This window comes from Holdemanella porci (assembly GCF_019052655.1).
In the GTDB taxonomy this organism is placed as follows: Bacteria; Bacillota_I; Bacilli_A; order Erysipelotrichales; family Erysipelotrichaceae; genus Holdemanella; species Holdemanella hominis.
Genome location: NZ_JAHQVB010000098.1, coordinates 1 through 5,249, shown reverse-complemented (window position 1 = coordinate 5,249; position 5,249 = coordinate 1). Strand labels below are relative to the sequence as shown.

At 31.2% G+C, this 5,249-nt stretch carries 6 protein-coding genes and 1 pseudogene; 5 read left to right on the top strand and 2 right to left on the bottom strand.

Features of this window, described 5'->3' with window-relative positions:
• The first annotated feature begins 73 nt into the window (after positions 1-73).
• The 5 genes from KTQ83_RS11245 to KTQ83_RS11225 all read left to right on the top strand — a co-directional run bounded on the left by KTQ83_RS11245 (position 74) and on the right by KTQ83_RS11225 (position 3,836).
• Positions 74-1,294: a Y-family DNA polymerase gene (locus tag KTQ83_RS11245; RefSeq protein ID WP_244975856.1), complete on the top strand. Its 1,221-nt coding sequence runs from the start codon at positions 74-76 to the stop codon at positions 1,292-1,294.
• Positions 1,294-1,683: a YolD-like family protein gene (locus KTQ83_RS11240; RefSeq protein ID WP_117924258.1), complete on the top strand. Its 390-nt coding sequence runs from the start codon at positions 1,294-1,296 to the stop codon at positions 1,681-1,683. Before KTQ83_RS11245 ends, KTQ83_RS11240 begins: the two co-directional genes overlap by 1 nt.
• Before the next feature lie 294 nt (positions 1,684-1,977).
• Positions 1,978-2,865, top strand: a complete 888-nt coding sequence (locus tag KTQ83_RS11235) for an AraC family transcriptional regulator (RefSeq protein ID WP_217256856.1) — start codon at positions 1,978-1,980, stop codon at positions 2,863-2,865.
• A complete protein-coding gene (locus KTQ83_RS11230) occupies positions 2,849-3,169 on the top strand; it encodes a nucleotide pyrophosphohydrolase (RefSeq protein ID WP_003864113.1) in 321 nt (106 codons plus the stop codon). The genes KTQ83_RS11235 and KTQ83_RS11230 overlap by 17 nt, the downstream gene beginning before the upstream one ends.
• A 4-nt stretch (positions 3,170-3,173) precedes the next feature.
• Positions 3,174-3,836, top strand: coding sequence for a hypothetical protein (locus KTQ83_RS11225; RefSeq protein WP_217256855.1), 663 nt, complete (start codon positions 3,174-3,176; stop codon positions 3,834-3,836).
• A gap of 411 nt (positions 3,837-4,247) precedes the next feature.
• Here the strand turns inward: KTQ83_RS11225 and KTQ83_RS11220 are convergent, their stop codons facing one another.
• Both KTQ83_RS11220 and KTQ83_RS11215 read right to left on the bottom strand, forming a co-directional pair.
• Complete coding sequence (locus KTQ83_RS11220; RefSeq protein WP_178090738.1) at positions 4,248-4,853, bottom strand: ABC-2 transporter permease; 606 nt, start codon at positions 4,851-4,853, stop codon at positions 4,248-4,250.
• 2 nt (positions 4,854-4,855) lie between these two features.
• A pseudogene (locus KTQ83_RS11215) lies at positions 4,856-5,249 on the bottom strand (hypothetical protein); the annotation flags it as partial.

Below are 5,249 nucleotides of genomic sequence, written 5' to 3'. Positions count from 1 at the left end.
ATTTTTAGAATATGAGTGTAATTTTGTCTTGACAAAGGTCACTTCATAACAGGTGAATAAAAAGGTAAGAGATATGAATGCAAAAAGGAAAAAGGGGCTTTTGCGTTTTGATGGTAAATCAGCAGATGATGAAATTTTAAAACAGAATCCTAGATTTGAAGTCGATTTTTTAATTGCACCTCCAAGAATGAAATACTATTTGGATATCAGTACACAAATTTATAATATCTATTTGAAATATGTTTCAAGCCAAGATATTCATGTATATTCCATTGATGAAGTGTTTATTGATGCGACGCCATATTTAAATACGTATCATTTAACACCCAAAGAGTTCGCAATGAAAATGATTTTAGATATTTATGAGACAACAGGCATCACGGCTACGGCAGGTATTGGTACGAATTTATATCTTGCCAAGGTGGCGATGGATATTGTGGCCAAACATAAAAATCCAGATGAGAATGGGGTTCGTGTTGCGGCTTTAAATGAATATAGGTATCGTAAATTGTTGTGGAATCATAAGCCATTGACTGATTTTTGGCGTGTTGGAAAAGGGTATGAGAAAAGATTGCATAAACTAGGTATTGATACAATGGGAAAGCTTTGTGCCTTTAGCTTGGAACATGAGGATGTTTTGTTTAAGACATTTGGTGTAAATGCCGAACTATTGATTGATCATGCGTGGGGATATGAACCTTGTACGATTGAAGATATCAAGGCATATAAGCCAGAAAAGAATAGTATAGGTTCGGGACAAGTCTTATCTTGTGGGTATGAAAAAGAAAAGGCTAAGATTTTAGTAAAGGAAATGGTGGAATCTTTAGCTTTAAGTTTGGTGGATAAGCATTTGGTGACAAATAAAGTGGTTCTTACTATTGGTTATGAAGTAAATGAGGATTATACGGGCGAAACGATGGTTGATTTTTATGGGAGAGTCTTTCCGAAAAGCTTAAATAAAATTGTTCATTTGCCTCAAAAGACAAATGCGAATTCAATTCTAATTCAAAATATATTGGATGTATTTGATCGGTATGTGGATTCTAGTTTATTGGTGCGAAGAATCAATGTGGCGGCTGTTGAAGTGATAGATGAAAAGAATCGTGGCTTTGAACAGATTGATTTATTTTCAAATGTGGATGAAGAAGAATTAAAGAAGGAAAACGATCTTCAAAAGGTGACTTTAAAAATAAAGAATAAGTATGGCAAAAATTCAATCTTAAAGGGAACGGATTTTGAAAAGGGATCTAAGGCAAAAGAAAGAAATGCGCAGATTGGAGGGCATAAGGCATAATGGATGAAAGATGGTATACAATGAATCGCCCTAAAAGTAAATATCCAAAGATGTCTATGTCAGATCGTGCCGCTCAATTTGCACCTTTTGCAGCTTTAACAGGTCATAAAGAGGCGATATTAGAGCAACAAAGAATAACTCAGACAAAACGCATTTTATCGAATGAAGAAAAGCTTAGAATCAATGAGAAAATCATTGAATTGATAAATTTGAAATCGAAATGCAGAATCACTTATTTTGAGAAGGATAAGACAAAAAGTGGTGGTCAGTACATGGAGAGCGTTTTGTCTTTTAAGCGTATAGATGAATTAAATAAGACTCTATTTTTTAAAGAGAATATTCAGATACAAATAGAGGATATTGTAGATATTGAAATATTGGAACATTGACTTGTTCTTTTTTCTTTCCAAATAAAAAAACAGCCATTGGCTGTTTCATAGAGATTGCATTCCTAATTTAAAACAATTGTATTGTTGTCTTGTGAAGTTTATGCCTTTCAATCGTTTTAAATAGAATACTTGTTACTGGAAAGATGATATCTTTTATTATGGGATATCGAACATGAGTATCAGATAGAAATTTTCTGAATACATTTATAATTATAATTACAGTATAGAGCTTTGTCTTATGATAAATAGTCAAAAAATATAGATATATTATCATTTTTGTATTATATTTAATTTATGGAGAATAAATTACACATTATAAACGGATATTCGGATGAATTATTTCCCATAAATATCTGTGTTGTTAGAAAATATAGTGATTTACCGATTGGCAGTGGCTTTAAGTCTTTGCATTGGCATGAAGACTTGCAGTTTGTGCTATGTACTAAGGGCTATGTGAGTTATCAGGTGAATGGAATAGAGTATGAGCTCAAAGAAAAAGAAGCATTGTTTATTAATAAGGGTGCTTTGCATATGTCGAGCGATATGAGTGAGGATGGAGAATATGTGACACTTACTTTTCCTGAAGAATTACTTTTTTTCTTTAAAGAGAGTCGAATGAAATATAAGTATGTATGGCCTTATACGCGTATGGATTTTTTAAGATGTTATGGAATCAAGGAAAAGAATCAGATTATTAAATGTTTGTATGATATTTATAATATTTATTTAAATGGTTCGGATATGTTTGAATATGATGTTTCTATTTTGATCACAATGATTTGGAGACAATTGGTGAAGAGTTTATCTGAAATCGATTTTATTCCAAACAAAAAAGATGTCGAAAGACAAGAACGAGTACAAGTGATGCTTGTATATATTCATACGCATTACGCCGATGAGTTATCTTTAAAAGATATTGCGGACGCAGGGATGATGAGTATTGCGCAGTGTAATCGTTGTTTCAATAAGATGTTAAATATAACACCATATGAGTATTTAATTCAGTATCGGTTGCAGAAGGCAACAAATCTTTTAAAAGATGCCACGCTGAATGTAACGGAAATATCAGAGATTGTAGGTTTTAATAATGTGACACATTTTATTCAGGCGTTTAAAAAGGTGTATGGCATATCGCCAAAGAAGTATCGAATAATGGAGGGGCAAGATGAAAAGGGCAGTTGAAGAAATCTTAAAATTTAATGAGGAAAGAGATTGGGATCAATTTCATAACCCGGAAAATTTAGCTAAATCGATTAGTATTGAGGCAGGAGAGTTGTTGGAATGTTTTCAATGGAACAATGAATATGATAAGCAACATGTTTGTGAAGAACTTGCCGATGTGATGAATTATTGTATTTTGATGGCCAATAAATTGGGCGTGGATATGGAAGAGATTTTGTTGATGAAATTAGAACAAAATAAGAAGAAATATCCGGTAGAAAAGTGTAAAGCATCTTCTAAAAAGTACACAGAACTGATAAAATAAGGGTATGTTAGATGTCGAGCGATTACAATTCTTAGATTTATATAGTTTTGAACTACGATTGGATTATTTTGAGAAGATTCTAGAATTTACAAGTTCTTCTTATTCTTTCTATTGGTTAGAGGCAGTGTTAAATTTAATGATTTATAAGGATACAATTGAATTTGATGAAATCTTGGATGAAATGATTTCTTTAGCCTATGAGGATGTGGTAGAAAAAGGATATCATTTGGGTCCGTTGATTCATCAAAAGCGTACAAACGCATTGGAAAATGCGATTTTAAGTATCCAAAAGTATTTGCCTGAAAATTGTTCGAAACAAGAAATTATTATTTGTGTGAAACAACATGATGAAGATTTAAAGGAATATAAGAAACTATTGATCATGCAGACACCATATCGTTTGCTATCGAGCTTTTTGGTGGATGTAGGTGGTAATGATCCAATTTGGAATCGTCCTAAAGATATTATAGAAACAATCAAAGATTATAATGAAAAATATAGACTTCCATATATTATTGAAAATGATAGAGGTCTTAAAAGAAGAGTTATTGTTCAACCAGAATGGAGAGATTTCTTAATGACTAATTATCGTGTCATTATGGAATGGGTTCATGATGAAAAAATCAAGTATCTAGAAAAGCGTAAGATTGAAGAGAGTGCATCTTAGGATGTGCTTTTTCTTTTTGTTAAAATAAAAAATCCTATTGCTAGACTTAATTTTGTTTGTGTTTTAAATACATGGCGTAAATAAATTTGGTGATTACAATCGCTATAAAAATTTTTCTAAATTTTATATCTAATTTTTGATTATCCGTATAAATACTATATTTCTAAGCATTTTGAAGTATAGAAAAACACTCATTTTACCACGAATATACCACGATTGAATGAGCCTTGATATGACACTAAAATAAACATGGGAGATAACACAAAGCATCTGTGTATCTCCCATGTTTCATTCACGCAATATGATTATTCGCTCTTATTTCAAATTTTAAGATTGTTTTCATCATTTATAGCACCAACCTTTAATGCTTTTTTAATATCTCGTTTTTTTATTCTTAGCATTAAATCACTCCTAAATATCTCTGTTTATTATCTGTTGGCAAAGAAAGCACCAAGAAATAACAAAAAGTATTATCGCTGTAAAAATGCTGATAGTAAGTGCCAAAACATGATTTTCAATTAACTTAATCATGCCAAAGAAAAATACACCCGATATTCCATATGCTAAAATTCCAATAGCTCCGCTTAATTCTTCTTTGATGAAATAGTAACAAGGAATAAGAATAGCCCCTGACATAAATATCATAGTAGTTGTCATACAAGTAAATAATAAAAGCAAATGTGTATCTATTTCATTACGGATTGAAGTAATAATAATACTTAAAGCTAGACCAACAACAATCCCCAACAAACATAATAGAGCATACATAATATATTTACTGCTAACATGTGATTTTTTTGATGTTGGAAATGTTATTGATGATTTCAACCAACCACATTTTCTGTCTGAATAAATTGTAGTTGTTACAAATTGCCCTAATATAATAGAAGCTATCAGCATTAAAACATAGGGTGGAGCATAAAAAGAAACTCCGAACCCAAAGACAACAAAGCCAATGAGTAATATTATCATCGAAGATTTAATAGCAAAATAGTCTTTTAATAATAAACCTTTCATAATCAACATTCCCCTTTCACATAAAGTAACATGATATCGTCTATTGAAGCAGGTACAACTAAAGTATGTGGATATTCCTTTTTTACTTTTTGTCTATTTGCAACAAGCACTTGCCATTCATAATCTTGTTTCTTATAACGGATAATATCATTTTTATTCAATTCATCAAATTGTTTAGCATTGCATTTGATGATACCGTATTGCTCAGTCAATTCATCTTTAGGTCTTGAAAATAATACTTTCCCCTCATGTATAAACACTATATAATCAGCAATTTTTTCTAAATCACTAGTAATGTGAGATGAAACCAAAATTGAATGTTCTTCATCTTGAATAAAATCTAAGGCTCTGTCACAACAAATGGTTGATTTTTGACGAGAAATAGCGTATAATAAT

Coding starts and splice junctions, on each gene's coding strand:
- KTQ83_RS11240 (WP_117924258.1), top strand. CDS start 1,294: ATGGATGAAAGATGGTATACAATGAATCGCCCTAAAAGTAAATATCCA.
- KTQ83_RS11220 (WP_178090738.1), bottom strand. CDS start 4,853: ATGAAAGGTTTATTATTAAAAGACTATTTTGCTATTAAATCTTCGATG.
- KTQ83_RS11235 (WP_217256856.1), top strand. CDS start 1,978: ATGGAGAATAAATTACACATTATAAACGGATATTCGGATGAATTATTT.
- KTQ83_RS11225 (WP_217256855.1), top strand. CDS start 3,174: ATGTTAGATGTCGAGCGATTACAATTCTTAGATTTATATAGTTTTGAA.
- KTQ83_RS11245 (WP_244975856.1), top strand. CDS start 74: ATGAATGCAAAAAGGAAAAAGGGGCTTTTGCGTTTTGATGGTAAATCA.
- KTQ83_RS11230 (WP_003864113.1), top strand. CDS start 2,849: ATGAAAAGGGCAGTTGAAGAAATCTTAAAATTTAATGAGGAAAGAGAT.